This window comes from Haladaptatus marinus (assembly GCF_051194195.1).
This window is the reverse complement of record NZ_JBLZNK010000002.1, coordinates 561,363-586,187: the sequence shown is the minus strand read 5'-3', so window position 1 is coordinate 586,187 and position 24,825 is coordinate 561,363. Positions and strand designations below refer to the sequence as shown.

At 58.6% G+C, this 24,825-nt stretch carries 29 protein-coding genes and 2 tRNA genes; 16 read left to right on the top strand and 15 right to left on the bottom strand.

Features of this window, described 5'->3' with window-relative positions; translation table 11 throughout:
- Positions 1-7: 7 nt before the first annotated feature.
- The gene (locus ACN2TU_RS05270; RefSeq protein ID WP_435153546.1) at positions 8-2,323 is read right to left on the bottom strand and encodes a DEAD/DEAH box helicase; all 2,316 of its coding nucleotides are present in this window, start codon (positions 2,321-2,323) and stop codon (positions 8-10) included.
- Between the two features lie 152 nt (positions 2,324-2,475).
- Positions 2,476-2,919 carry a DUF6653 family protein gene (locus ACN2TU_RS05265; protein WP_435153545.1) on the bottom strand — a complete coding sequence of 148 codons (444 nt, stop codon included), beginning with the start codon at positions 2,917-2,919 and terminating at the stop codon, positions 2,476-2,478.
- Positions 2,920-3,051: 132 nt separating this feature from the next.
- On the opposite strand from ACN2TU_RS05265, the gene ACN2TU_RS05260 reads away from it, so the two are divergent.
- Both ACN2TU_RS05260 and ACN2TU_RS05255 read left to right on the top strand, forming a co-directional pair.
- Positions 3,052-4,170: a pyridoxal phosphate-dependent aminotransferase gene (locus ACN2TU_RS05260; protein WP_435153543.1), complete on the top strand. Its 1,119-nt coding sequence runs from the start codon at positions 3,052-3,054 to the stop codon at positions 4,168-4,170.
- Positions 4,171-4,231: 61 nt separating this feature from the next.
- Positions 4,232-4,522, top strand: a complete 291-nt coding sequence (locus ACN2TU_RS05255; RefSeq protein ID WP_435153541.1) for a PRC-barrel domain-containing protein — start codon at positions 4,232-4,234, stop codon at positions 4,520-4,522.
- On the opposite strand, the gene ACN2TU_RS05250 is transcribed toward ACN2TU_RS05255, so the two are convergent.
- Entirely contained in the window at positions 4,519-5,964 is a 1,446-nt protein-coding gene (locus ACN2TU_RS05250; protein WP_435153540.1) for a DHH family phosphoesterase, read from the bottom strand. The genes ACN2TU_RS05255 and ACN2TU_RS05250 overlap by 4 nt on opposite strands.
- 301 nt (positions 5,965-6,265) lie before the next feature.
- Here ACN2TU_RS05250 and ACN2TU_RS05245 point away from each other — a divergent pair.
- Positions 6,266-6,339 (top strand) — tRNA-Lys (locus ACN2TU_RS05245).
- Here the strand turns inward: ACN2TU_RS05245 and ACN2TU_RS05240 are convergent.
- The 5 genes from ACN2TU_RS05240 to guaB all read right to left on the bottom strand — a co-directional run bounded on the left by ACN2TU_RS05240 (position 6,321) and on the right by guaB (position 10,243).
- Positions 6,321-6,452 carry a hypothetical protein gene (locus ACN2TU_RS05240; RefSeq protein ID WP_435153538.1) on the bottom strand — a complete coding sequence of 44 codons (132 nt, stop codon included), beginning with the start codon at positions 6,450-6,452 and terminating at the stop codon, positions 6,321-6,323. The two genes, ACN2TU_RS05245 and ACN2TU_RS05240, sit on opposite strands and share 19 nt — an antisense overlap.
- Before the next feature lie 207 nt (positions 6,453-6,659).
- Positions 6,660-7,127: a hypothetical protein gene (locus ACN2TU_RS05235; RefSeq protein WP_435153537.1), complete on the bottom strand. Its 468-nt coding sequence runs from the start codon at positions 7,125-7,127 to the stop codon at positions 6,660-6,662.
- Positions 7,106-7,759 (bottom strand): succinylglutamate desuccinylase/aspartoacylase family protein, encoded by a 654-nt coding sequence (locus ACN2TU_RS05230; RefSeq protein WP_435153535.1) that lies wholly within the window; start codon positions 7,757-7,759, stop codon positions 7,106-7,108. Before ACN2TU_RS05230 ends, ACN2TU_RS05235 begins: the two co-directional genes overlap by 22 nt.
- Positions 7,760-8,131: 372 nt before the next feature.
- The gene (locus ACN2TU_RS05225; protein ID WP_435153533.1) at positions 8,132-8,605 is read right to left on the bottom strand and encodes a DNA methyltransferase; all 474 of its coding nucleotides are present in this window, start codon (positions 8,603-8,605) and stop codon (positions 8,132-8,134) included.
- Between the two features lie 144 nt (positions 8,606-8,749).
- Positions 8,750-10,243 (bottom strand): IMP dehydrogenase, encoded by a 1,494-nt coding sequence (gene guaB, locus ACN2TU_RS05220; protein WP_435153531.1) that lies wholly within the window; start codon positions 10,241-10,243, stop codon positions 8,750-8,752.
- 259 nt (positions 10,244-10,502) lie between these two features.
- Here guaB and ACN2TU_RS26940 point away from each other — a divergent pair, with 259 nt between their 5' ends.
- From ACN2TU_RS26940 to ACN2TU_RS05195, 6 genes are all read left to right on the top strand, one after another.
- Positions 10,503-10,709: a DUF8099 family protein gene (locus ACN2TU_RS26940; protein WP_472850199.1), complete on the top strand. Its 207-nt coding sequence runs from the start codon at positions 10,503-10,505 to the stop codon at positions 10,707-10,709.
- A 3-nt stretch (positions 10,710-10,712) separates the two neighbouring features.
- Entirely contained in the window at positions 10,713-11,642 is a 930-nt protein-coding gene (locus tag ACN2TU_RS05215) for a DUF5794 domain-containing protein (RefSeq protein ID WP_435153529.1), read from the top strand.
- Between the two features lie 67 nt (positions 11,643-11,709).
- Positions 11,710-11,934, top strand: a complete 225-nt coding sequence (locus ACN2TU_RS05210) for a DUF5795 family protein (protein ID WP_435153527.1) — start codon at positions 11,710-11,712, stop codon at positions 11,932-11,934.
- A 43-nt stretch (positions 11,935-11,977) separates the two neighbouring features.
- Positions 11,978-12,152 (top strand) — tRNA-Trp (locus ACN2TU_RS05205).
- 266 nt (positions 12,153-12,418) lie between these two features.
- Positions 12,419-12,580, top strand: a complete 162-nt coding sequence (locus tag ACN2TU_RS05200; RefSeq protein ID WP_435153526.1) for a hypothetical protein — start codon at positions 12,419-12,421, stop codon at positions 12,578-12,580.
- Positions 12,581-12,807: 227 nt separating this feature from the next.
- On the top strand, positions 12,808-14,112 hold the full coding sequence (locus ACN2TU_RS05195) for an LVIVD repeat-containing protein (protein ID WP_435153524.1): 1,305 nt from the start codon (positions 12,808-12,810) through the stop codon (positions 14,110-14,112).
- Positions 14,113-14,168: 56 nt separating this feature from the next.
- Here the strand turns inward: ACN2TU_RS05195 and ACN2TU_RS05190 are convergent, their stop codons facing one another.
- The 4 genes from ACN2TU_RS05190 to ACN2TU_RS05175 all read right to left on the bottom strand — a co-directional run bounded on the left by ACN2TU_RS05190 (position 14,169) and on the right by ACN2TU_RS05175 (position 16,499).
- Positions 14,169-14,651, bottom strand: coding sequence for a hypothetical protein (locus ACN2TU_RS05190; RefSeq protein WP_435153522.1), 483 nt, complete (start codon positions 14,649-14,651; stop codon positions 14,169-14,171).
- A 101-nt stretch (positions 14,652-14,752) separates the two neighbouring features.
- A complete protein-coding gene (locus tag ACN2TU_RS05185; protein ID WP_435153520.1) occupies positions 14,753-15,325 on the bottom strand; it encodes a metal-dependent hydrolase in 573 nt (190 codons plus the stop codon).
- A 274-nt stretch (positions 15,326-15,599) separates the two neighbouring features.
- Entirely contained in the window at positions 15,600-15,911 is a 312-nt protein-coding gene (locus ACN2TU_RS05180; protein WP_435153518.1) for a HalOD1 output domain-containing protein, read from the bottom strand.
- Between the two features lie 255 nt (positions 15,912-16,166).
- Entirely contained in the window at positions 16,167-16,499 is a 333-nt protein-coding gene (locus tag ACN2TU_RS05175) for a HalOD1 output domain-containing protein (protein WP_435153516.1), read from the bottom strand.
- A gap of 180 nt (positions 16,500-16,679) precedes the next feature.
- Between ACN2TU_RS05175 and dinB the strand changes: the two genes are divergently transcribed.
- Entirely contained in the window at positions 16,680-18,044 is a 1,365-nt protein-coding gene (gene dinB, locus ACN2TU_RS05170) for a DNA polymerase IV (protein ID WP_435153515.1), read from the top strand.
- 58 nt (positions 18,045-18,102) lie between these two features.
- Entirely contained in the window at positions 18,103-18,378 is a 276-nt protein-coding gene (locus tag ACN2TU_RS05165) for a hypothetical protein (RefSeq protein WP_435153513.1), read from the top strand.
- Here the strand turns inward: ACN2TU_RS05165 and tpiA are convergent.
- From tpiA to ACN2TU_RS05150, 3 genes are all read right to left on the bottom strand, one after another.
- Positions 18,375-19,019 (bottom strand): triose-phosphate isomerase, encoded by a 645-nt coding sequence (gene tpiA, locus ACN2TU_RS05160; protein ID WP_435153511.1) that lies wholly within the window; start codon positions 19,017-19,019, stop codon positions 18,375-18,377. The genes ACN2TU_RS05165 and tpiA overlap by 4 nt on opposite strands.
- A 238-nt stretch (positions 19,020-19,257) precedes the next feature.
- Positions 19,258-20,211 carry a TIGR03557 family F420-dependent LLM class oxidoreductase gene (locus ACN2TU_RS05155; protein ID WP_435153510.1) on the bottom strand — a complete coding sequence of 318 codons (954 nt, stop codon included), beginning with the start codon at positions 20,209-20,211 and terminating at the stop codon, positions 19,258-19,260.
- Positions 20,212-20,395: 184 nt separating this feature from the next.
- Positions 20,396-20,716 carry a hypothetical protein gene (locus ACN2TU_RS05150; protein ID WP_435153508.1) on the bottom strand — a complete coding sequence of 107 codons (321 nt, stop codon included), beginning with the start codon at positions 20,714-20,716 and terminating at the stop codon, positions 20,396-20,398.
- Between the two features lie 158 nt (positions 20,717-20,874).
- Between ACN2TU_RS05150 and hisC the strand changes: the two genes are divergently transcribed.
- From hisC to ACN2TU_RS05125, 5 genes are all read left to right on the top strand, one after another.
- The gene (gene hisC, locus ACN2TU_RS05145) at positions 20,875-21,948 is read left to right on the top strand and encodes a histidinol-phosphate transaminase (RefSeq protein WP_435153507.1); all 1,074 of its coding nucleotides are present in this window, start codon (positions 20,875-20,877) and stop codon (positions 21,946-21,948) included.
- Positions 21,945-22,460, top strand: coding sequence for an adenylate kinase family protein (locus ACN2TU_RS05140; protein WP_435153505.1), 516 nt, complete (start codon positions 21,945-21,947; stop codon positions 22,458-22,460). The genes hisC and ACN2TU_RS05140 overlap by 4 nt, the downstream gene beginning before the upstream one ends.
- On the top strand, positions 22,457-23,062 hold the full coding sequence (locus tag ACN2TU_RS05135) for a CDP-alcohol phosphatidyltransferase family protein (RefSeq protein ID WP_435153504.1): 606 nt from the start codon (positions 22,457-22,459) through the stop codon (positions 23,060-23,062). Before ACN2TU_RS05140 ends, ACN2TU_RS05135 begins: the two co-directional genes overlap by 4 nt.
- 51 nt (positions 23,063-23,113) lie before the next feature.
- Positions 23,114-23,647, top strand: a complete 534-nt coding sequence (locus ACN2TU_RS05130) for a multiprotein bridging factor aMBF1 (protein ID WP_435153502.1) — start codon at positions 23,114-23,116, stop codon at positions 23,645-23,647.
- Between the two features lie 225 nt (positions 23,648-23,872).
- On the top strand, positions 23,873-24,808 hold the full coding sequence (locus ACN2TU_RS05125; RefSeq protein ID WP_435153501.1) for a DUF4349 domain-containing protein: 936 nt from the start codon (positions 23,873-23,875) through the stop codon (positions 24,806-24,808).
- Positions 24,809-24,825 lie beyond the last annotated feature (17 nt).

Sequence of the window (24,825 nt, the reverse complement as noted above, 5' to 3'; positions counted from 1 at the left end):
TTGCGACTCACTCCGTGAGCAAGGAGAGTAGACGCCAGGAAAGCCGTTTATCGAGCGGATCGTTCGCGTTTCCGCAGTGGGGTGACTGCACGCAGGAGGGGCATCCCGACTCGCAATCACAGTCGCGAATCAATTCCCGGGTGTTTCGCATGAGCGGTTCGACCGTTTCGTAGCCGTCGCGGGTGAGGCCGACGCCGCCGGGATACCCATCGTAGATAAAAATGGTGCTGGTGCCGGTGTGTGGATGAAGCGGTGTCGAGAGGCCGCCGATATCGCGCCGGTCACAGAGCAGCTCCAGCGGGAAGAGCGAAATCATCCCGTGTTCTGCGGCGTGAATCGCACCGCCGAAATCGCCGTCCATGGCGCGGATTTCCCGCTCGACATCGTCCGGTATCGTAAAATAGAGCGCCTTGGTTCGAAGCGTGAGTTCCGGCAAGGAAAGCGATTCTTTTCCGAGCGTCTTGCCGCGTTTGGCGTCTCGCCGCTCGTAACCGGTAATTCGCTTTCGCATCGTCACGTCGGCAAATCGAACGAGACAGTCATCATGAGTCGAAAGCGTCGTTTCGTCCAAATCCTCTTCTACCGTGATCTCCTTCTCGTGGAGCGTCTTCGTGTGATAGTCCGCCCACGTCGGTGATAGTTCGGCTACGTCTTTCGACAGGTCGAGGTCAACCACCTCGTACGACTGTCCTTGGTGGTGGTAGATGGCTCCGGGATGCGCGTCGTTCAACGCATCGCTAAATGGGAGCGAGGAGATAATATCGCCACGAGAGCGCTCGAGTAGGTCTATTTCTCGGTCGTCGATCGTCCGCAGGCTCATCTCGTGCTGGGGGCTCCCGCCGCCATCGTACACCCAGCGCATACCGTCGCTCGTCTGTCGGCGCTTTAGTTCCCCCGCAGATTCGAGGTCGGCGACGAGGTCTGGGAATCCATCACCGAAATACTGCTCGTCGTCCGGCGAAAGCCACGATTCGCGGGCGGCGGACGTGACGTGTGACGGAAGGAGTTCCTCGTTTTCGGGGTTCGCTACCGCTCGCTCTGGGTCGCCCGCGAAGAACTCGTCGGGGTTCCGCATCAGGAACTGGTCTAACTGGTCTTCGCCCGCGACGAGTGTGACGAGGCTGGCGTCGGTTCCACGCCCAGCACGGCCCGCCTGCTGGAACGCTGCCATCCGCGTACCGGGATAACTATCGAGCAAGACGGCATCGAGCCCGCCGATATCGACGCCGAGTTCCAGCGCGTTCGTGCTCCACGCACCACGAATCTCGCCGGAGTGCAGGCCGGATTCGAGTTCGCGCCTGCGGTCGTTGCGGAGGGCCGCCTGATACGCCGAGATTTCGGACGCGATGTCTCGTTCGCCTCGTCGGCGGAGTTCGTCCGCGCTTTCCATGGCGTAACGTTCCGCGGCCTGTCGGGCGCGGGTGAACACCAGCGTTTGGTAGTCGCGGGTGACGAGGTCGGCGAAGAGTCGCTTCGATTCGCCGTGACTCGATTTTCTGCGCCCACTGCCCCGATTTTCGTCCTCGTACTCCGGTGGATTCCAAAGTATCCAGTGCGTCGGGCCGGTTCGACTCGTATTCTCATCGACAAGGTGAAACGAGGGTTCGGGTTGACCGGTAACCGTGCTCGCATGCTCGACCGGGTTGCCGATGGTCGCGGAACAGCAGACGAACTGGGGCGACGAATCGAATCGGTCGCAGATTCGCACGAGTCGGCGGAGGACGAGCGCGACATGACTTCCGAAGACGCCGCGATACTCGTGGACTTCGTCGATGACGACCGTTTCCAATCCTTTGAAAAACCAATCCCAAAGTCGGTGAGCGTAGGGGAGGAGCGCGTAATGAAGCATGTCCGGGGTCGTGAGCACGACGGTCGGGTGGCGGTCTCGCACCGCTCGCTTTTCGTTTTTGTCGAGTCGGCCGGTGTACTGGGCAACCGAAACCCGACTGCCGAATCCCAAATCGCGGGCGAGTTCCGACAGAGTGTCCTCTTGGTCGTTGATGAGTGCGTTCTGTGGACCGATATATAGTGTCCTCCCGCCGTGATCCATCGCTCGCTCGAACGCCGGAACTGTATACGCGAGGCTCTTGCCACTCGCAGTCCGTGTGGCGATAACGACGTTTTCCCCGTCGCGGACTGCCTCGACTGCTACGGCCTGGTGGCGGTAGAGTCGGTTGATGCCGCGGTCAGCGAGGGCCGATTCGAGACGCGATTCGAGGGGGATGTCTCGAAACTCTCCGTCGTTTCCGGAAATCGTTTCATGACGGGCGATTTGTCCCTGATAATAGGGTCGCCCGCGAAGCCAATCGATGGTGTTCTGCACTGAGAACACGTTGGATACGGAGGCTCTAACCGGTTTCGTCACGATACCAATGCGCTTCTTGGAGCGAATTTATCGGAATCGATCGAATGGATTATTTCCCACAAATTAACAGTGTATGAATAGTCGTCGAGTTCTCGCTACCGTCGCTGGCGCTAGCAGTTTTTAGGTCGCAGTTCGTACAGCCGAACCATTCGGTCGAAGAAAACGAACATGCAAACGAGCGAAACAGCGGTTCCAAACAGGGTTCTGACTGGCTGACGTTTGATCGCCGCTCGGAGGGCAAACAGATGAATCGGTGCTGTCACCCCGACAAAAAGGGAATCTCGCGGCGACGATAGAAGCCCTCGTTCGAACCATACCCGCTCCCCGAGTACGACGCGTGTCGCCCACGCTTCGTCGTCGTCCGGCGGAGCGAACAAGAGCGGATTCACCGAGACGAACAAGAGCGTTCCGACCAACAGTAAACGCCGTCGCCGGTAGATGGCCAGAATCAGCATCGGATATGCCACAACCAGCGTCCAGACACTCCACGGATTGGCGTGCCGAGACCAGAAAAACAGTTCTGCAACACTATCGCTGCCGATTTGGGTTTTCATTGCGACGAACGCCGTTTGCCGACCGGATAAGCGTTGTCGTCGTTTCGAAATACTCTCCATTGTCGATAGCGATTTCTGCCGCACTTTGCACCCTTCCCGAACGTTATTACGTTCGTTCCCGTAGCCATCCGCGTGTTCCCCGATATTGAATATCTCGATTGGATAACCGGGCGACCCGAGTCGGCGACGCACGACCTCGGGTCAAGCGACCTTCGCCGACCGATTCCCGAGCCGGACGGTGTCGTTCCATCGGAACTCGCCAACCTTCCAGCGCCACCGGACGATACCGACTTGGAGAGCATCATCGCCGAGGGCTACGACGTGGGAACGGAGAACGTCCTCGTGACGGCAGGAGCGACGCACGCGAACTTCCTCGCCGTGGCCGCCGCAATCAACGATACGGTCGGGGGAGCGGAGTCGGACGACGAGGACGCTCAGTCCAATCCGCGTGTACTGGTCGAAAAGCCGGGCTACGAACCGCTCACGGCAACGCCACGGGGGTTGGGTGCGACGGTCGACCGATTTCGTCGCCCGGAGGAAAACGACTACTCGCTCGAACCCGGTCGGATATCGGCAGCGATGACCGACGATACGGAATGCGTCGTCGTCACGAACCGTCACAACCCGAGTGGGAGTCGCACCGAGAGGGAAACCATCGCTGACGCGAGTCGAATCGTCGCCGACAACGGCTCACACCTTCTCGTTGACGAGGTGTACGCACCCTTCTGTGAGAACGCCGACCCGTCCGTCTTCGGCGGGCCGACCGGAGTGGATCTGCCGAATACCGTTGTCACGAACTCCCTGACGAAATTCCACGGATTCGGTTCGATTCGAGTTGGATGGCTCGTCGCGGATGCCGAGTTCGTCTCTCGTGCCCGATCGATTATGTACCACGTTCCGGCGATTTCAGGGCCTGCCGTGTCGTTAGCCCGGCGAGCGCTCTACAACGAGACCGAGCTCGCGGAGCAATCAAGGGAGCGAATCGTCGAAAACCGCGAACTACTCACGAATTTCGTCGCGGAGCGAGACGATCTCACGGGTGCCGCCTCCGCCGGATGTACCTATGGCTTCTTCGAACACGAATCGGCGGACGGTAACGAAGTGGCGACCGCCGCGTGGAAGAAGGGCGTGTTGATCGTACCGGGCCGGTTTTTCGATGACGACGAACGATTCCGATTGAGTCTCGGTCTCGAGACCGAGACGGTTCGGGAAGGGTTGGATGTCTTTGGTTCGGTGCTAGACGAGTTATAGTATCGACTGGTCGTGAAACGTCTACCAAGAGTTAAGACCCGCGCATACAATCTTCGTGCATATGGACGGAACCCCTGAGGAAATTACGACGCTTGTCGGACGGGAGGTGTACTCCAACAACGGCGTGTTCGTCGGTGAAGTGGACGATGTACGCCTCAACTTGGACGAAACCGCCGTGACGGGTCTCGCGCTTGGTGGCATCAACGACGAACTGTTCGGCGACCGAATCGAACCGGGCCGCGGCGTCATCGTTCCCTATCGATGGGTACGTGCAGTCGGCGACATAATCCTCGTCAACGACGTGGTCGAACGGATGAAAGGCGCTGACGACGAAGAAGAAGTCGCGGTTTAGTTTCCGTTCGTCTCGCCATCGACGCCCATCGCGTCGAACAGTTTCTTCTTGACAGCTTCCTCTGTGAGCGACAGCAAGGTGTCGCGGTTGTTCTCGTTCGATTCGATGCCGGTGAAGATACCGAGCGGAATCTCCGCGCTCGCCTGCGTGGAGTGACCCGCCGCCTCGCCGATATCTTCGAACGCGTCTTGCAGAACGTTGCCGATGTTCATCCGGATGTCTTTCGAGCGGGCCGCGAGGTAGATGGTGTCGTCCGCGATTCCGAAGACGGCAGTCGTCGTAATACCTTCCAGATTAAGCAGATGTTGTGCGGCCTGCGTGAGGGCATCGCGGTCGCGAATGAACCCCGCGTTGGTGACGAGATGGCTTCCCTGAACGTCCCGGCTGGTGATGGCTTCGGCCAGCACGTCGAGCGTCTCGGGGGACATCGACGGCGATTCGACCTGTTCGAGTGTGTCGTGGTTGGCGAAGGGGTAGAGGTAGGCGGCCGCGGTGAGGTCGGCAGGGGTCGTGTCACGTTTAAAATCCAGCGTCTCCGCGCGGATTCCGTAAAGGAGCGCCGTCGCGACTTCCTCGCTCAGGCTGATGTCAAACTCCTGGACGTACTTCGTCATGATGGTCGAAGTCGAGCTGACGTTCGGGCGAACGTCGGAGAACTCCGCCTCGTACTCGCCCTCGGGTTCGTAGTGGTCGATGAGAATATCGACCGGATGGTCAAGTTCGGGTTCGCTCGCTCGCATGTGGTCGACGAGTGCGAAGGTGTCGTAGTCATCGATATCCACATTGTCCCGCTGAACCAGTTCGATACCGAGGAGGTTGACGAACGCCCGATTCTCCTGATGACCGATTTCACCGTGATAGAGGATATCGGCCTCGACCCCAAGGCTTTCGGCAATCGACTGCAAGGCGGCCGCGCTGGCGATAGAGTCCGGGTCGGGGTTGTCGTGTGTGAGAATCGCGAGTCTGTCCGGCGTCCCTTCGATGACCGTGGACAGCTGTCGCGCTTTGTACTCCAACTCGCCCGATTCGAGCGACCGAAGCGCCGAGTTGGCGATGACGGTGGACGGATTGATAACCACGTCCGCACCCATTTCGGTGAGCTCATCCGCCGAAACGGGGTCGCTTGCCCGAACGACGATAAATCGTTCGCCGCCGCGGGATTGCAGGTTCGAGACGGCCTCCTTGTTCGCGGCCACATCCGATGAGAGAATGAGGACAACGTCCCGGTCGCCGACGACATCCGTGACAGATTCGTCCCTGATATCTCCCGTCTGCGCGTTCAGGTCTTGGTCACGGAGCGCCTCAACGCGGTCGGTATCTCGGTCTACGATGAGAACTTCCTTGCCCTGTTCGACGAGTTCCTCCGCGACGGCGTAGCCGACACTTCCACACCCGAGAATGGCGTATGTAGACATCGAAGAAATAGTTATCCCGGCGCTCATTACTACTGGTTCGTTGCCCGGGGCGGTACTTAATCCTCCCGAAGCCACCGCGAAACCAGCCCGATGGCGTGTTTCGCTTACAGGACGAAGTTGTGAATATATCGTCAGAGAGTGCTAAACTGCATCGGGTTCGGGTATACGACTGAACACACTTCGAAGAATCGAGCGTCGATCGACATTTTCATCGACTCGGGCGGGCGGCTATCGAGGTTTGTCTTGGATATTTTTCGACCGCAAAGTGGCCGACTGCGTTCTGAAAGGAAACGTATTTACGTCACACCACGCTTTTTCAGAATGCGTTGGGCCGGTAGCTCAGTTAGGCAGAGCGTCTGACTCTTAATCAGACGGTCGCGTGTTCAAATCGCGCCCGGCCCGTTTTCACGACGAATGGACATGAGGAGTGAAACGTCCGTAACGATATGAAGTAGACGAGTCGCAACTCGTGAGCGAGCGAAGTGAGCGAACTGGAACGTCTCGGCGTAGTTCATAGTCGCGTCCGGGCCGTCTTACTGCGAACAGACTCCCGAGTGGCAAAACCGCGTTAGCGATCTGCACTTCAGCTAAAAAAGAGGTTCTTCACATAGTACACGTACCGCCCTGATGCTATCTCGTCGTATGGGATTCGCTGAATTTGAAGCAGTTTGGTAAAAGCAGTTCAGTCGAACTATGCAGTCACCGTCAGGGAGTTTGACGAATCAGAGCAAAAGCGTAAACGTCCGACTGCCGCTCCCGCCGTCGCCAAGCGTGTAATCGATGGTGATGTCCACCCTTTCGCCGACCATATCGATGGGCGAACCGTTCGACTTGGACTGGTAGAATGACACCGTCGCCGAGGAACCCGACGAGAGAATCGCGTTGTTGGATGCGCTTTCGTCGTGCCCGTCCCAGTCGAGGTCGATGGAACCGGGGAGCGAAATCCCGTTGTTGATGTCGGTCACTCCGTTTTGTACGTCGGCAGCGATGAACAGTTCGCTGACCCATGCACCTTCGCCGTAGGAGTGGTCGCGCAGTTGGTCGATAGCGGAGTTTTCCGGCGTGATTTCGAGGTCGGTAATGCGAGCGTCCTGTCCGAAGGTGTTCGTAAGACTGAATCGCAGTCCGGACTGTTTCGGGTTGGTATCCTCGCTCGCGTTGACTGCAATCACGTCTCGGTCATACGCCACCGTATCGGTGATGAGGCCGAACCGTTGGAGGAACTCCTGTACTGCGGCGGTCGTTTCTCTGACCTGCTGGGAGAGCGGTCGGTCGTTTTTGCGGGTCGTCTCGTAAATGATGGCTCCTGTGTCGAGATCGCGCCGACCTTGTGTTTGAGCATCGGACTCGACCCGTCACTGCTAGTCGCACCGGAGTAGTCGTACGTCGAATTCGAGATGTAGTTCGCGTTCAAGTACGATACGAGCTCTTTTCGGTACGAAGTCGCGCCCCCCGCTTGCGTCGAGAAGATTCCCTGACCGACGCCGCCGTCGCCGGAGTTGTAGATTCCGTAGGAACTGTGCAGGTCGAAGAGGAAGTCTATATCTTCCATCACCACCACATCCCAAATTTCCCGGGCGAGGGAGGTCGTCGGTTCCTCTCCGGTCGGGAACTGTCGGTTGAGATCCGTTCCGTCGTTGTAAATTCGGTTCGTGCTCCGAATCGCGTTCTTGTTCGCCTCAGGAAGGACGACGAGTTTTCCTGCGTCGATACTCCAATCTTTGATCTTCCCGGCCGCCGTATAGCCGTTCGCTTCGTCGCCGTGCATTCCTCCGACGACCATCACGGTCGGTCCGTCCGCATCTGCATCCCGAACGTACACCGTGGTTTCCTCGCTCGTTCCCGCTCGAATCGTGTAACTGGTACGAGTTTCCTGTGCGGATGCTCGTCGTGAAGCAGAGTGGAGTCCCCCTGTCGTCGAGAGCGCAAAAATATCGAATTTAATATATATATATATATGTGTCTTCTTATTTTTGAGCTGGGGAGACCAGCTTCATCGTCGTTTCGTGTCATGGTTTTCTCAAAGTGAATATTCACTTCAAATTTCATACATCATATAAGAATCTACTCTCTAGGATTAACATATGTATCTATTATAAGTAAGTATTCATTTAATAGAAAGCTATTACTATTGCCAGCCAAATCTGTTGTCAAAATGTAACTAGAATTTGATAATACTCATAACCCGTATCGGTCACGATTTGTCGCCGGGATTGTCCACGTTCCGAAAAACCAGACAGTAGCTGTGGTCGTAGCCGTATCCGAACGTTCCTGTTTTGTCGGCCGGTTCACCTTCCTTCCACGTGACGACGATTTCACCTTCGAAGTGAATGCACGTCGAGAGAACGTCCGCTATGTCCATGCCAACGTCGTTACGTACCCCCTCGTTTTTGAGGTTCGAAATGTCGATCAGTACGTGTGAACCGGTCGCCATGTACGCTTCGAGTTGGCCAAAGGTGTCTCCAATATTTTCGAGATACTCGTCATACTGACTCTCTCCGGCGTAGTTCCGAAACGGATTCCGATTGTCTTCCTCTGCCATGAAGGGCGGCGAGGTGAGACAGAGGTCGAACGTCGGCAAGTCGTACGATATCAGTTTGAGTGCGCTCCCGTGGATGGGGTTCTCGTCGTGGTCGATTCGACCTTCGATATACTCGGCTCGATTCATTTCGTACTCGATTCCGTACGGGATTCGTCCACGCTCCTCGGCAACGAGGAGGGTCGTCCCGAATCCGGCGAAACGTCTGTATTGACTCGCAAGAACTTATCAAGAATAAAATGTCTAACTAACTCACGACGGTGATGGTGAGGACTACTCGTGTGGGCTGTAGTTCGGCGCTTCGTCCGTAATCATCACGTCGTGCGCGTGGCCTTCGGTCTGCCCCGCGGAGGAAACGCGAACGAATTCGGAGCGCTCTTTAAATGCTGGAATCGTCTCCGCACCGACGTAGCCCATGCCGGACTGCATCCCGCCGACGAGTTGGTGGAGTTCGCTTTCGAGCGTTCCTTTGTACGGTTTCGCGGCCTCGACACCTTCCGGCACGTACTCTTCATCGTCCTGCGGTTCATCTTTCAGATAGCGGTCGCCGTCACCGCTTTTCATCGCGCCGACGCTCCCCATGCCACGGTACTGCTTGTACTTCTTGCCCTCGATGGTGATGACACGCCCCGGTGCCTCGTCAGTTCCTGCGAAGTACGACCCGAGCATAACTGCGTCAGCACCCGCCGCAATCGACTTGATGGCGTCACCGGAGTACCGAATTCCGCCGTCCGCGATGACAGGCACGTCGTGTTTTGTCGCAACGTCGGCGACCTGCGAGATAGCCGTAATCTGGGGCATCCCCGAGCCGCTGACGACGCGAGTGGTACAGATGCTTCCCGGACCGATACCGACTTTCAAGCCATCGGCGAAGTCCACCATCGCTTCTGCCGCTTCCTGCGTACCGATGTTTCCAACGACGACGTCGGCGTCGACGGATTCTTTGATTTCTCGTGCTCCATCGATGACGTTCAGGTTGTGCGCGTGCGCACAGTCGATGAACAGCACGTCCGCACCTGCATCGTCAGCAGCGACTGCTCGGTCGGTTTCGAACGGGCCGACGGCGACACCGACGCGGAGATGGTCGTTTTCGTCACGGACTGCTTCGCCGTACTCCCGGCGCTGAAGGACGCCCTGCATCGTGATGAGGCCGGTAAGGTGGTTCTCGGCGTCCACGATCGGGACGCGCTCGATTTTGTGCTCGTACATGAGTTCGAGCGCCTCGCGCGCGGTCACCGACTCATCGGCGGTGATGACCTCGTCGGTCATCGCCTCCCTGACCTCGTCGCTGTCACCGACTTCGAGGTAGGGGCGGATGTCCGTGCCGGAGATGATTCCCAGCACTTCTCCCTCGTCGTCCACGACGGGTGCGCCGCTGACGCCTCGGCGTTCCATCATCGCGTCTACCTCGCGGACGGTCTGCTCGGGGCTTGCCGTCACGACATCGCGAATGATGAGTTCGTCCGCACGTTTGACGCGTTCGACTTCGTTCACCATTTCCTCGACATCCATGTTTCGGTGGAGGACGCCGAGACCACCCTGTCGGGCCATCTCGATTGCCATCTCGCTCTCGGTGACGGTGTCCATCGCCGCCGAGAGTACGGGAACGTTGAGTTCGACGTTTTTCGAGACGCGCGATTGTACGTTGGCGTCGTCGGGTTCGACACGGCTCTCCTTCGGGCGCAGTAATACATCATCGAAGGTAAGCGCCTCTGGAACACGGAGTTTCTCGGAAAACGAACCGTCGTTGTGAGAATCGTTCGCCATGTAATGCGAACGTAGCGGCCCCTAAAAAGAGTTGCGAGATTGTGCTTCACTTGCGTGGAAAAATTTCTATTTCTGTACATACTCGTGTTCATTTCCCGTCTCATCACGGCCCAAACGTATTTCGCGCTGAAAAACAGTCGCCGATTGGACGAATCTAACAAAAAAGCAAAGCCTGGGTGGCTATTTTCGCGTCTATTTCGCGCCCCATGGGGGCATCTCTCACGCAACACTTAAGCAGAAAACAACAATAAGTGCAGGTATGGACTCTACCAGTCTCATCGTAGAGCGCATTGCTGGTCGGACGAGCGGCGACTGCTTTGCTCCGATTGCAATTTTTGCGAAAATGTGCTCCACATTTACACTGGTAGGGAAACGACCTGCACTGAATCTTCGGCCGAACTCGGATCGTCGGTCGTATCGCAGGTACCAACACCCCTCGCCCACGGGTCAGGGTTATCGTGGCTAGTCAATGAGTAGCTCACAGCATCCAATCGCCTACCGATTAGAGCGACAGGTAGGTGGCGCGACGAAGTTACTGGCAACCGTCATGGGGCTCCCTCTCGTCGACGGTATCTTCCCAGCGATGGTGCTCGCCGGAGCGATGGACGACCCGGTCGGTATCATTCAAGTCGGCCTCCTCGTCTTCGGCGGAAGTGCCACCGTCGCCGTCATCCTCGCCGAGATGGACGGCACGCCACGCGAGCAGGCGATGACCGTCCTCGCGGTCGGTGTCGGTCTCATCGCGCTTGCGTCGGTCGAGGCCGCCTTCGCCCCGACCATCGAGAGCGCGCTGAACATGGACGTGTTCAAGCGTTTCGCTGCGCTGGTCATGGCGGCCATCGCTGCGAAAACCGCCAGTGCGCGAGTCGGCGAATATCTGCCAAGCCCCGGTGTCATCATCGGCTTCGGCATGCTCGCCAGCCTCCAACCCGCCGGGTTCGAACTGATAACGTCCATCGACACGACGCGCGTCCTCCACGCCGCCGCCGCAGCAGGCAGCGGCGTCGGGTTCGCGCTGACGGTCGCCCTGCTCGGCCCGTGGCTCCGCGATGTCGTGGACATCGACCGTTTCCGATTCGGGAGTGCAGTTGCACTGGGCGTCCTACCCCTGTCGATACTCGGCCTCGCTCCCGGTCGCGCGCCGCTGGCAGTCCTCGCGGTTACCAGCCTCCTTGCGCTCGACCCCGGCGAGCAGGTGAACACCGATGTCGAAGTTCTCGACGAGCCACAATCGGCGACCGACGAGACGGAGGCACCGGAGAACAACCCGGCGGTGACCGACGGCGGCAAGAACGCCGAGGTCAACGAAATCACCGAAGCGACCGAAGATGACGGAGCCGAAACGGCCTACGGCTATCCCGGCGAGGAAGACGGCGACCAACGCCGTCCGTGGTTATAAGCGATTTCTCCCGACTGACGAACGCCGTCTTGTAACGTTTTTCCGTCTTCCCGTCCCTGTTTCTCGCATGAGTCAAAATCGCGTCGTTCAAGGGCGGATGGTCACGCCGAAGAAACTCGCCGAGATTATCGAGGGCGAGCCGGTGATGGAGGCCGACAATATCCAGGAGACAGACCGCAACTGTCCGGATTGTGGCGGTGACGTGTTAACGGTCGGCTACATGCCGAGCGTGACGGCGTTCGTCACGGGTTTCAAGTGCCAAGACTGCGACTGGCAGGAACGCGAAGAGTAGAAATCGAAACCCCTTTAGGTGGTTTCGACCTATCAAAGTCCGCGGGGTCGTGGCCAAGCCAGGGATGGCGACTGACTCCAGAGGCTACGCGCCCGGGACGAAACTCCAGCTGATATACCGAGCGAGTGACTGATCATCGCTCGCGTTGACGACCCTCTGGAGTTCCGAGGCGCACCGGAGATATCAGTCGATCGGGGGTTCAAATCCCTCCGACCCCATTCTTATTTCGACGCAATGATGACGAGCAGAGCGAGGAGCCTGTGCCGCGATTGATGGCGGAGGGGAATTTGAAGTAGACGGGACGCATGCCCGGGAAACGAGGAGACCCGGAACGTCTCGACGTTCGTCCCCGTGTCGCTCAGACAACGTCCTCAATGACAAATGATAAATCGAGATGCATCGAAATTTACGATATGATTCCTCTATTTGGTCCTGTTCCCGGCGGAATGGAAATCGCCGTCATCGCAATGTTACTCGCCATCATATGACAATTTCCTATCATGTCTGCCGGGACGCAAAGAATCGCGGGAGCGACTACGTCTATCCGTGGACGGTCGGCATGATTCTCGGCGGTGTCTTTGGCAATATCGTCGGAATTCTGTTGGTCGGTGGGTTATACTACACAATCGAAGTTCGGTCGGTGTAGAACCGAATCGAAGTCGTCGGCTCGTTACTTTTCTAGGACTTCGCCCCTGCATCGGGCATGCGATGTCGGTTGCACACGGTTCCAGTTCGAGAAAATACAGTAGGTCGCAACTGCTGTTTTTCTATCCGATTCAGACTGCCCATAACAAAGGGTGCCTTCGTCGTTCATGTGTCCAACACAAGAGATTACCAATGACCCCCACGCCCGGTTCACGAACCCGTCGTCGAATGCTCAAGCGTTCCGGCGCTGTCCTTGCTGGAACGATTCTCGCTGGCTGTTCGAGTGCGATAGACAACCGCGACAGTGGAACGACAGGGACAAAATCGACCTCCGAAACCGAATCCGTAAACCCGAATCAGGTAACACTGCGCAAGCTGGGCCAGACGCATCCGTCCGCACAATCGCCACCTAGCGGCGGCTATTCGGAAGTATCGGTTCGGGACGATGGCAAATATGCCGTCGTCGGAACCAAGTGGGGAGTTCACGGCACCTATCTGGTCGACCTCACCGACCCAGCTACCCCGAAACAGGTTCACTATCTCGGCAACTCGAACGACGCACCGAACTTGGATGTCAAGTTCGACCACCGGAACGGGCTGTACTATCGGGCGATCGAGAAAACCTGGGATGGAAATTTCGAAATCGTGGATTACGGACACTCCGCCGGGTCACCGGCGAAGCCGAAAGTCGTCGGAACCATCTCGGACGGGAAATCTCACAACGTGACACCCCATCCGACGAAGCCGGTACTCTACACCGTGAACTACGGCCTGGAAACGAACGGGTTCGATGTGTACGACATCTCCGACCCGACAGCCCCGCACAAACTCGGCCAGTACGGCCCCCAAGGCGCGTGTCACGACATTTCGGTCGATTCGGAGCGTGAGTTACTCTGTAGTGCGTATCAGTCGGGGCAGTTCATCGGATTCATCATTTACGACGTGAGCAAGCCACGAAACCCGAGCGAAGTCGGCCGGTTCGATTACGATACTCGAAAGTCGTATAGCACGGTAGAATCCGGTAAGGAAGCGTTTGGACGGGCTCACCACGGCCACTTCGACCCTCGTCGGGATTTATTGGTCATCGGAGACGAGCGACCGCAGGGTAAGCCGGGCGGAAAACACGTCTTCGACATCGGGTGGAAGGACGGCTCGCTTTCGAATCCCATCCCGGTCGGGTTTACCCTCTCGCCGAACGCACAACACATGGAAGGCGACAGCTACGCCGAACGCTTCGATTGGACCGGTCATCATTTCGCCATCGTCCCGTGGGGGAACGTAACCCTTCTCGTCAGCGCCGACTGGCACGAAGGAGTCGTTGTGTACGATATCACCGACCCGACAAATCCGCATCCGATAGATCGGTATTCGACCGACGATGGGATGGGGTCTCTCACGGTGAACGACCAAGTCAGACGACTCGGCAAGCCGCCGATGGCGTGGAAAGCAGCATACAATCCGGAACGCGACCTGGTCGTCGCGAGCGACACGTTCACCGGCCTCTACACGTTCGAACTGACGCAATCGGGGTAGTTCGGGACGTAGATGAAATAAGGGAGAAGACGTGTTTTGCTGACGGTTCCACGCAGTCACTTCCGATGTTCCACAGTTGTCGTCTGCTGTTTGAAATCCTTCGGAGGACGTTCGGTTGCAGTTACAGTTCGCGGGAGACTGTCGTTGAACGAGATCACGACTTCGTAGCGTATCGCGCCGAGGGAGTCCGCACATCCAGTCATTTGTTTGATCCAGTCTTTCGTTCGGCGAACGCCGACTACGACTGTTAGACCTCTGTTTTCGGGGTCGTATCTGACCGATTTCATCTCGGCGACTTTGCAGGGGTTGCCCTTCCACATCTTTCCCGTGATAACGGCCTGACGTTTCTTTGCATCGAATTCCACAACGGGGTTCTCGTCGAACGGTGGGTTCGGATTAGAATTAGTAACGGTGAACGTTTGGGACTTGACTCCCCGAGATTCACGATTTTCTGCTGCTTTCGAACCGGCGTTACTTACACAACCCGACCCGACTGCGGCCACGCTTACAACCGTTGTGAACAGCGTTCGTCGATTCATGACTGTAACGACGAATCGGAATGACAGATAAGTGTCGTATGGTGAAAGAACGGTTTGAGTTACGACAACCGGGGACAGGTCTCCCACGTTCGGATACTGTCCTATCGTCCGGTAACCGCCTGCCGGAGTTCCGAAACGATTGGCGCGCCATCGAGGAGCCAGAGGATGAACACGAGCATGTACGGCGCGAGGTAGATGCCGAACACCATCAACTGTTTTTCCGTCGAAAGCGAGTACAGGAACGCGCCGATGATGTGAAACGCGCGTTCGAACAGGGACACCTCGTGACCGTACGGCGGAAGCGTCACGACGGGCCAGAGGACGGGGGCGAACGGCGTCTCGTCCCGACCGACGACCCGGATAAGCACGTCGCCGCCTAGGTGCGACCAGTAACCGATGGTGAACGCGGCACCGACCGCGGACCGATCCTTGAGAACCGCGGCGGTGAGAACGAGGAGACCGACGGGCACTGCGACGAACACGGAATGTCCGATGGAGTAGCCCTGCGGGAACAGATGTAGTCCCCACGAGAGGGGTTTATCCACTAGGTCGGGCAACTGCGTCCCGAAAAGGAGGGCGACTACCGCAAGCCCGGACGGTGGTGCGCGCGTCCAGAGACGGTGGGAGAGCGAGTACAGGACGTAACCGAACGCGGCGTGACCCCATGGCATCATGGGCGGCTCACCGCCCGGAGAGCACGGATACTGCGACGTGGAGGGAGGGAACCAATCGTTCGCATCGTACTCCGACACGGATAGCTCATCTGCCGCTGTGTAGCAGTTCAAGGGTTAAAAATCCGAAGAACTTCTCGATTGTTTCCGAATCGAGATGGGGTTTCAGTCCGCCGTCGCTTCCTCGACTCGAACGAGGTGGGCTTCCTCGGCATGGCGGTCGATAGACAACGAACTCACGGACGCAGTTGTATCACAAAAAGACGAAACTCGCCGACTACTCCTTCACGACGACTTTCCCGCTCGCATCGACGGTCACTTCGTACACGTCGTAGTGGAACGTAATCGAGACGTTATCTCGCGCCTCGCCGTACCGCCGGGTACGGAACAGTGCGTCGATAGCATCGCAGTTCACGACCGCGTGGAGCGGTCGCATCTCGTTCGGGTTTGCGTCTAGTATCTCTGCGAGGATACGAACGATGCCCGCACATGTGTGTCCATTGGCCATTTCCGATTCAATGTCGAAGACGTACGTCGAAGACGTCTCGGCAGGATTGTCGTCACTGCGATCCTCGATTTCAATTCCCATACGATTATCACTAGGCGGTTCGACCACAGTTCTACTACTACGTCACCAGAGGCGGGATGAGTATATATCTATCGACGACTGGCTGATATCACTGACCAATCGTACTGTATCACGACGAATAGTGGACAGTATTATCAAAATCAGAGCGTTGTGCATCCACAGTACGCACCGTTGATACGTAGTATACGGACTGCCGCATTTCCGGAAACGTCCAGTTCTCGCTACTATGCCACCTTCCCCGAAGCACGCCGTCGTTTAGCTGTCGTTGGACGGAGGTTCGGACGTCGAAGGACCCGAACCCGTCGATTCGGTGGCCTCCGAAGAACTTCCCCGTACTATTTCGACTCGACCGTCGCTGTAGACTGTCACTTCGTGCGTACCGTATTGGAACGAAACGTATCCGTCCGCTCGGGAGTCCCCGTGTTGCGTCTCCTCGAACAGTGAGTCGAGTGCGTCGGGGTCGATGATATCGTAGAGAACTGGCTTGATTTCCGTGGGGGTCGCCTCCTCGTGCTCTGCGATGGCGTTGATCACCTGAATACTGGGTCTGTCATCGATGCTCGGCTCGTCCTCGCCGGAGTGATCCATCTCGTTCGGCGCTACCACACATCGCGCAATAAACGTGCCGAAACACCATGTAGAGCGCCCAAAATACGGTATTTAGTGCTTTTGGTCTCATCGGTGGATACGTTACAATCGCATCCGCGATGGTTCACTTCCACCTTGCTTTGCACAGTTTAATTCCGCTGGCGTGGTAACGGTTCAACGATGTCGAACCGCGGCGGTTCACGCTTACCCGGTGTCGGCGACGAGCACGAGGAGCGTATCGTCTTTCACGTCGATATGGATTGTTTTTACGCGGCCTGTGAACGCCTTCGAGAACCCGAACTCGAAGGGGTGCCAGTCGTCGTCGGAATGGGGTATGAGGACGGCGAATCACAGGGTGCGGTCGCCACTGCGAGCTACGAAGCCCGTGAACACGGCGTTGAGAGCGCCCAAGCCATCGGTACGGCGCTCGAACAACTGCCGCGGAGAGCCACTACGGAAGCGAAAAACGATGATTCCAGTGCTACAGGCTACTATCGTCCCGTGGATATCGAGCTTTACAAATCGGTCAGCAACGATGTTCGTGCGATTCTCCACGATTGTGCGGACACCGTGCGCGAGGTGAGCATCGACGAAGCCTACCTTGACGTCACCGACCGAACCGCGTGGAAGGTCGCCGAGGGATTCGCCCGGCACGTCAAAAATCGAATCGAGCGCGAGGTTGGCGTCCCTGCGAGCGTCGGCGTCGCCCCGAACATGAGCGCGGCGAAAATCGCCAGCGACTACGACAAACCGGACGGCCTGGTGGTGGTCGAACCGGGGACGGTTCGCGAGTTTCTCGCACCGTTGGATGTCGCCGAAATTCACGGCGTCGGCCCGGTTACCGCCCGGAACCTCCGCGAGATGGATATCGAAACGGCGGGCGACTTGGCCGAGGCAGACCCGCGTGCGCTCGACGACCGATTCGGCGAGCGTGGGCGGGAACTCCATCACCGGGCGCGGGGTGACGACGACCGAGAGGTCACGCCGACGGGTCGCCCGAAAAGCCTCTCCCGAGAATCGGCGTTTACGAGCGCGACGAGCGATGCCGAAGAAAAACGGTCGCGCGTCGAGACGTTGGCGACTGCCGTCGCCGAGCGTGCGAGCGACCGAGACGCCATGTACAGAACCATCGGCGTAAAAGTCGTCACGCCTCCATTCGACGTACACACCCGCGAACGGTCGCTTCCCGGGCCGGTCGACGACCACGAACTGGTTTCGGAAGTCGCACTCGATTTGCTTTCGGAGTTCGAAGACGACCGAGTTCGAAAAGTCGGCGTTCGCGTCTCGAACCTCCAGTTTACCGAAATCGACCAAACCAGCCTCGACGGGTTCGACGCGCCGGAAAACGCGGAGTCGGGGCGGGAAGATCCGCCCGTTGACGAGAGGAATCCGACGCAAAAAACGGATGAGAGCGTCGGTGAAGAAGCGAAAAACGAAACAGATGGACGGGAGAAAGAGGAACGCAAGGCGGAGAAGTCGGAAGCAAACCAGACGGCCAACCCATCACAGCCGAATTCCGGACAGGTGTCGCTTTCGGATTTCTGAAATTTAGCGTATTCGTCGTTTTCGGACTGCTGATTACCATCGACCGCATAGCCCCGATATGAACAAGCTAGCGGAGGTCGGCAAGGGTCGCTGGCATCTCCCCCAACATGCACATATCATCGTCTACGAGGCCGAGCGGGGCGACGAACTTCTCACAATCTACGACTGCGGGGCCGCACAAAAACCGCCGTCCGCGCAGGTTATCGGGAACCTCGTCCGCGTTCGGGCCGAACACGAACTCGACCGAACCGTGACGGGCTATATCGTCAAGATGCGAGAACGGTCGGTACTAGTCGAACAGGACGCAGACCACTTTGTCATCGTTCCGGCTTAGAGCGGTTCCACGAGGTTTTCGAGTGCGGCGGTCGGGTCGTCGGCTTTCGCGACACCGCTGGCGAGTAAGACACCCTCCGCGCCGAGTTCCCTCGCTGCGACGAGGTCTTCGCCGGTACTGATTCCTGCACCACAGAACACGCTCACGTCTTCGTTCACCGCTTCTGCGGCCGCCACAGCATCGGTGACGATGTCCGGGTCGGCCTTGCTGACCGGTGTCCCCGTGCCGATGAGCTCCGGCGGTTCGACGGCCACCGCGTCCGGGCCGAGGGTGGCGACGGCACCGACCTGTTCGGGGTTGTTCGCACAAACGGTCGTGTCGAGTCCCACGCGTTCTGCGGCGTCCAATCCGGCGTCGATGTCCGCGAGTTTGAGACGATTCTCGGAGTGGTTGAGCATGGTTCCTGTCGCGCCCGCATCGGCGACCGCCTCCGCGAGGGTGCTTCCGGTGTGACTCCCGTGTTCGACGGGGCTGACGTGCTGTCCCCACGTTTCGACGCCCGTCTCCGCGACTCGCGAGAGATGGGCCGTCTGTGGCGCGACGGCGATGTCGACGCCGCTCGCGTCGCTCACGTCCCGGACGGCTTCCGCAATTTCGATCGGGTCACAGGGGTAGGCTTTCAGGTTGACGAGTACGAACATACCCGGAGCGAGTGGCGGCGCGCCCAAATAGATTACGAGAGCGCAAAAGGAGGTCGGAAGACGAATGGATGCCGATGGTGTTCTTTGATTTTCGGTAGTCACTGGACGTTCTTGGCGGAGTCCATCGGCCAGCCCGCCCAGCGATTTTGATCGTGAACCGGCGAACAAGGGAGGAAACGAGTGACGCCGTCGTGAGTGGCCACATGATTTCGGACGCAGCCTGCTCTCAACAGCTGCGTCACTCGAACGCCGGGAGCACTTCGCTCTCGTAGAAGTCGAAAAAGGACTCCTGATCCGGGCCAACCTGATGGACATAAACGTGGTCGTACCCCGTATCGAAGAACTGCTGGAGATTTTGGATGTGCGTCTCCGGGTTGGGGTCGGTGACGATACTCCCCTCGGCGATATCCTCGCGAGACACCATCTCACAAGCCTGTTCGAAATGCGTCGGCGTCGGCAGTTGCGAGTTGAGTTCGCCCGTCAGTGCGGTGTTGGGCCACCACTCGTAGGCGGTGTCGATGGCCGCATCCTCGTCTTCGGCGTAGCAAACCGTCATCTGGCTGTATCGTGGCCCTTCGCCGCCTTCGTCGTCGAATATTTGCACTTCGTCCTGCGAACCGACGCTCCAGAAGCCGTCGCCGAGTTCCGCGGCGGCTTTCGCCGCTCGTGTGCCGTACGCCGAAACGACGATGTCCGGCGGCTCTTCCGGCAGGGTGTACAGGCGCGCGTTTTCGACCGTGAAATGGTCGCCGTAGTAGCTTTGCTGGCCGCCTCTCCACAGTTTTTGCATGATTTCGATGGCCTCTTCGAGCATTTCGAGACGCACTGCATGCTCGGGCCAATGCTCGCCGGTCACGTGTTCGTTCAATCGCTCGCCCGTGCCGACACCGAGGAAGAACGTCCCATCGAACATCGTCGCGGCGGTCGCCGCCGCCTTCGCGACGATTGCCGGATGGATTCGCATGATCGGACAGGTGACGCCGACGCCGACTGGAAGATTCTCCGTGGCGTGTGCGACACCCCCCAATGTCGACCAGACGAAGGGGCTGTGCCCTTGTTGGCTCACCCACGGGTGGTAGTGGTCCGAGATGGACGCGAACTCGAAGCCGACCGCTTCGGCACGAACGGCGTGCTCGATGAGTTCGTTCGGACCGTGTTCCTCGCTCGATAGGGTGTAACCAATCTGTGTCATCGTCGTCCTCTGTTCGCTACTTCGGAATGCATGGCACACACGCTACATCGGTCGCTGGCATGAACACAGTGGCTGAAAAAGCAAGGTCGGAAAATTTCGGTCTACTGCTAGGGCTGTTGGCGACTGTAGCGTCCTCGTCGTTGGTGCTGACTATGTCCGCGCTGGCCCTGTTGTTGCCCTTGCGCTATCCGTGACTCTTGCTGATGACCCATTTGCGAGCCCTGTTGGCGTCCAAACCGTCTCCGTTGTTTTTGGTGTTGTTGCCGCCTTTCGCCTTGCTGACGGCGTCCGTGTTGTTGCTGACCGTACCGTCGCTGTTGACCCTGCTGACCTTGCTGATGTCGATGGGACTGCTGACCTCGTCGGCTCTGTTGACCGTGCCCTCCTTGTTGTCGGCCGTCACCCTGCTCTTGCTGGCGGCCGTACCGTCGCTCACCACCGCGCTGTCGGTGTTTTCCTCGCCGTTTCTGGAATCCTTTTTCGTCACGGCGGCGCGGCCCGCCATATCGTTGCATTCCCGATTGTTGCTCGTTACCGTGACGTGACTGGTCGTGTTGATGGTGTGTCATTGTTCAACCCCTATCATGGGGTCGCGACAGGATTGCTTAGTCGTGTTGGCCTCAGGTGGCCATACTTAAGGCTAGTCGGTCACTTCCTCCCGATATGGAACCACGAGACCTCTCCGCGCACGTGGCATATGAGGCCGGACGGGGCATCGAGGAGGTGGCCCGAGAACTCGGATTCGACCCGGACGACCTCGTCAAACTCGCGTCGAACGAGAACCCGTTCGGCCCGAGTCCGTCGGCAGTCGATGCCATTCGAGCCGGGGCTGGCAACGCCAGTTCCTACCCGAAAGCGTCCCACACCGACCTCACCGCTCGACTCGCCGAACGGTGGAGCGTCGAACCGGCGCAGGTGTGGCTGGCAAACGGCGGCGACGGCGCACTCGATTACCTCTCCCGGGCCATGCTTGACCCCGGCGACGAAGTGCTCGTTCCGACGCCCGGATTCGCCTACTACGAGATGAGCGCGCGCTACCACCATGGCGAGGTGAACGAATACCCGCTCTCGAAGGACGACGGATTCGAACTCACGGCGGACACCGTCCTCTCGGCATACGGCGGCGAGCGAATCGTCTACCTTACGAGCCCCCACAACCCGTCCGGCGGGATGTTCTCGTTGGACGCAATCGAGACGATTGCGGACGAAACCGACGAGCAATCCCTCGTCGTCGTGGACGAGGCGTACGGCGAGTACGCCGAGGCACCGAGCGCAATCAGTCTGCTGGACGAGCGCGACAACGTGGCCGTCCTCAGAACGTTTTCCAAAGCGTTCGGGTTGGCGGGCGTTCGACTCGGTTACGCCGTCGTGCCCGACGAGTGGGCGGACGCATATGCTCGCGTGAACACGCCGTTCGCGGCGAGCGAACTGGCGTGTCGGGGCGGACTCGCCGCGCTGACCGACGACGAGCACGTCGAGAAGTCGGTCGAAACGGCGCGCTGGGCGCGTGAATACATATACGAAACCCTCGACGCGCCGACGTGGGAGAGCCACGGCAACTTCGTCCTCGCGGAGGTCGGAGATGCCAGCGTGGTCGCCGAGGCAGTTCAAGAACGTGGTGTCATTCTCCGCGACTGCACGAGTTTCGGCCTTCCCGAGTGCGTGCGCATTACGTGCGGAACGGAAGCGGAAACCGAACGAGCAGTCCACGAACTCAACGAGGTGCTCTCCTCGTGAGAGTCGCGGTAACCGGAACGCCCGGAACCGGAAAGACGACTGCGACGGAGCTGGTCGAATCCGACCTCGAAGTGATGCATCTGAACGACGTGATTCGGGAGGAGGGATTGGACGAGGGAACGGACGAGGAGCGGGACAGCCTTCTCGCGGATTTCGACGCGATTCGGGAGTGGCTAGACGAGCGCGACGACGACACCGGTCTCCTCGTCGATTCGCATTTGGCTCACCATTTCGGGGCGAACAGGGTCGTCGTGCTGCGATGCCACCCCGAGCGATTGGAAGGCCGACTGATTGAGCGCGGGGAATCGGAACCGAAGGCGGCGGAGAATGCAGAGAGCGAAGCCCTCGACGTAATCCTCTCGGAGGCAGTCGCCGAACACGGCACCGAGTCGGTGTACGAAATCGACACTACCCACCGCACGCCGGCAGACGTGGCGAGCGACATCGAAGCGGTTATCCGGGGAGAGCGCGCGCCTTCCGCTGGAACTGTCGATTACCTCGATTATCTATGACACTCGATCAACTCCGCCCGGTCGCAAACCGCGCGCTCCGCCCGTTCGTCTCGGCGTCGAAGCAGGCCGGGTTGACCCCCGACGCGATCAGCGTCATCGCCTTCCTGCTCGCTGGCGGTGCTGGTTGGGCGTTTTACCTCGGCGAAGCAACGTCGATGTGGTACCTCGTGGGCGCGGTGCTCGTCTTCCTGAACGGGTGGCTCGACCTGCTCGACGGTGCACTGGCGCGGGAACTCGGAACGGACTCCAAAGCAGGCGATTTGCTCGACCACGTGCTCGACCGCTACGCCGATATCGTGCTCATCGTGGGACTGGCAGCGGGACTCGGCCGGTACGCCCTCGGTCTGGCGGCGGTGACGGGCGTGCTGATGACGTCGTATCTCGGAACGCAGGCACAGGCAGTCGGTCTTGACCGCGTTTACGGTGGCTTGGTCGGACGGGCAGATAGGTTGGCACTTATCGGTCTCGTCGGCGGTGTGGCTGCCTTCGTCGGTTCCGTCGCTGGGTATTCAGTCGTGGCGCTCCTGCTCGTCTTTCTTGCCGTCATCGGGCATTTCACCGCGCTTCAGCGGTTCTATTACTCGTGGAGCGCACTGGCCTGATATAGCCTCTGTGGCGTGCCATTTATGAGTCGAGACGGTAAACGTCAACACATGGTTCAGTGTGAGATGTGCGGTGCCGAGACGGCCTCCCCGAAGAAAATCAAGGTCGAAGGCGCGGAGTTAGATGTCTGTGATAACTGTGCAGATTTCGGGACGGAAGTGAAGACACAGCAGTCCTCTTCTACGTCCACGAAATACTCCACCTCCTCGTCGTCGGGCAAATCCAGCGGTAGCACCAGCACCGGCGGGTCGCGCTCGTCGGGTGGGTCGCGCTCGCGCCCCTCCGACATGTTCGACGATATGGACGAGATTGCACAGGATTACGACGACCGAATCCGCAACGCGCGCGAGTCAACCGGCCTAAGTCAGGAAGACCTCGCCAAGGAACTCAACGAGAAGGCCAGCCTCATCCGAAAGCTCGAACGCGGCGACATGCTGCCCAGCGACAGCGTGCAAAACAAACTCGAAAAGAAACTCGAAATCAGCCTCAGCACCGGCAGTGCCGGGGCCGACGACGAGGAGTGGAGCGGCGGCAGTTCGACCGGCGGAACAACCCTCGGTGACGTTGTCAAGCGAAAAGATTAGGACGACGATTTTGGGCGTGATTTCTCGCTGGAACTAGCGCTGATGGCGTGATGACTGAAATTGCAGGACGCACGTCACGCCGAGCATCAGTCGTCCCGACAGTCCCGTCTTCGTTAACCGGCCGCGTTTCGATTCTCCCCACTCGTCAACGCAGTATCTTGCGAGGGTCAAACGATTCTTTCACTCTACCGAACAGCTTTGTCGGTAGAATGTGCCTTATTTTATATGATGGTACGAAGGAAACTACTGGTGCTCTCGCTGGTCGTCCTCGTCGCAGTCGCCGGATGTGCAGGAATGGACGGAAACGATGCAGCGAAGGATGCATCAGGAAATCGGAATGGCGATGCTGGCGGATCATCCCAATCCGACAGCACGGCGGCGGATGGTAATCAGCGAAGCGCCCTCGTCGTCCAGCAGCGGGCGCTCATTCGGACTGGAAACGTCACGATAGCGGTCGAAAACTTCGACCAAACGGAGACGAATCTCTCTCGGTTGGCCCGCCAACGGGGCGGGTTCGTCAGCGATTCGACCCAGCGAGTCCATCGCAACGGAAACGAGACGTGGACGACCGGGAGGGTCGTCTTCCGAATCCCGAAGGAGAATTTCTCGGCGTTCTTCGAAGAAGCGAAGCGGGCGGGCGAAGTGCAGGAGTCGAGCACCGGGACGAAAGACGTGACCGACCAACTCGTCGATGTCGAGGCGCGACTGACGAATCTCCGGTCACAGCGTGAGAAACTCCGCAACCTGTATCGAAACGCCAGCGACACCGAGGACGTGCTCGCAGTGCAGAAACGTCTCTCGAACGTCCAATCCGAAATCGAGCGACTGGAGGCGAAACAGCAGTCGCTGAAACGCCAGGTCGCCTACTCGACGGTGACGGTGACAATCAACGAACCGCGACCACCCTCCGAGACGAAATCCTCGGGTCAGAAATCGTGGTACGAGACGGGTGTGTTGGCCGCCTTCCTCGATTCGGTCGATGGCTCGCTCGTTATGCTCCGAGCGATAGTGGTCGGTGTCGCGTATCTCCTGCCCTATCTCGTCGTCCTCGGAATTCCGGTCGGTGGCGTGTACGTCTGGCGACGGCGGAACTCCGACCGTCGAGACACGATGGACGACAAAAAAGCGACGGAGAATAAAACCGGCGAAAACGACGACTAAAGTAGCTCACGACCGAG